This is a genomic window from Ruminococcus sp. RTP21204st1_B2_RTP21204_210225 (assembly GCF_040914135.1).
Taxonomy (GTDB): domain Bacteria; phylum Bacillota; class Clostridia; order Oscillospirales; family Ruminococcaceae; genus Hominimerdicola; species Hominimerdicola aceti.
This window is the reverse complement of sequence record NZ_JBCPGA010000110.1, coordinates 1-1,633: the sequence shown is the minus strand read 5'-3', so window position 1 is coordinate 1,633 and position 1,633 is coordinate 1. Positions and strand designations below refer to the sequence as shown.

Below are 1,633 nucleotides of genomic sequence, written 5' to 3'. Positions count from 1 at the left end.
GCTGTAAAAAAACGCGCAATAAAAAAAGACTGCAACCACCCTTAAAAGGGTAGGAAAGCAGTCTTTTTTGTGGTATAATAAATTTGATGAAAAAATACCAACAAGAATATAATACACCATATCAATTAAAATTTCCTATAGAAATTGAAAAAATTATTGAAACAACAGATCCGGTATATACATTTTGTGAAGTTATTGATCATATTGACCTAAATAAATACCTGACGACTGAGGAACGCAGGACAGGCAGACCAAGATATGATGAAAAAACTTTGCTAAAAGTAATACTGTTCGCATTCATGGAAAATGGCTATGAATCATTAAGAAAAATAGAAAAGCTGTGCAAAACAGATATCCGCTTTATGTGGTTATTACAGGACGAACCGCCGCCAAGCCATATGACGATAGACAATTTTATGAACAATGTGCTTAACGGAAAAATAGAAGAGATATTCGCTGACATCAATGCTTACATATTTGAACAAGAAAACGTAGATATGGATCATGTGTACATAGACGGAACAAAGATCACAGCCAACGCCAACAAATACAGCTGGGTATGGAAAAAGAGCTGTGAGAAAAATCGCGTGAAAGTATTTGCAAAGATAACAGAACTGTTAAGTGAGATAAATAAAAGAATAGCCGCATTTGGTGTGAAATTTGGAGTTCGCGAAGAATATGCCATCGAATATCTCGAACAGATATTAAAGCAATATATACAGCTTTGCGGTTTTGATCCTGCTTCTGCTGTCAGGGGACGTGGACATCATAAAACTCCAGAACAGCGATATTATGATAAGCTTACAAGTTATATTGCGAGACTAAAAAAGTATGCAGAGCACATAAAAATATGCGGCAATGAACGAAACAGTTATTCCAAAACAGACCATGATGCAACATTTATGCGTATGAAAAAAGACTATATGGGAAACGATCAACTGCTCCCAGGTTACAACATACAATTTGGCGTTTGCGATGAGTATATCGCCGTATATGACGTAAAGCAGTATGCCTCGGATATGGATTGCTTCAAGCCGCTTATGGAAAAATTCCACAGAATATATGGAAAGTATCCTGAATATCCAGTTACCGACGCAGGCTATGGAAGCTTCAACAACTATCTGTACTGCGAAGAACACGGAATGGGAAAATACATGAAATTTACCATGTATGAAAAAGAAAGCAAGAATATTAAATACCATAATGATCCATACAGAGCAGTGAATTTCCGCATAGATGAAAACGGTGATCTGCCGTGTCCTAACAACAAAAAATTCCATTACGTTTACAGCAGGCCCATAAAGGGAAACAAATATGGGAGAACAGAAGAATTCTATCAGTGTGAAGAATGTGCAAACTGTTCTCATAAAGAAAAGTGCTGCAAATGCAAGGGAAATCGCATAGTTCGCATAAATGAAGAATTGACTGCATTTCACAAAGAAGTTTTGGACAATCTTAATTGTATTCATGGAGCGCTTCTCAGAATGAACAGAAGCATTCAATCTGAAGGTGCAAATGGTATCATCAAGTGGAATCGGTCATACACAAGAGCCAGAAGACGTGGCTTAAATGCCATGAATTTAGAAATTGCGATGATTTGCTGTGGTTTTAATCTGCATAAATTTCACTTGAA

At 36.6% G+C, this 1,633-nt stretch carries 1 protein-coding gene; it reads left to right on the top strand.

Features of this window, described 5'->3' with window-relative positions; genetic code table 11:
• Positions 1-86: 86 nt before the first annotated feature.
• Positions 87-1,633: IS1182 family transposase (locus AB5123_RS14285; RefSeq protein ID WP_368364995.1), on the top strand; the 1,547-nt coding region annotated here is incomplete at its 3' end.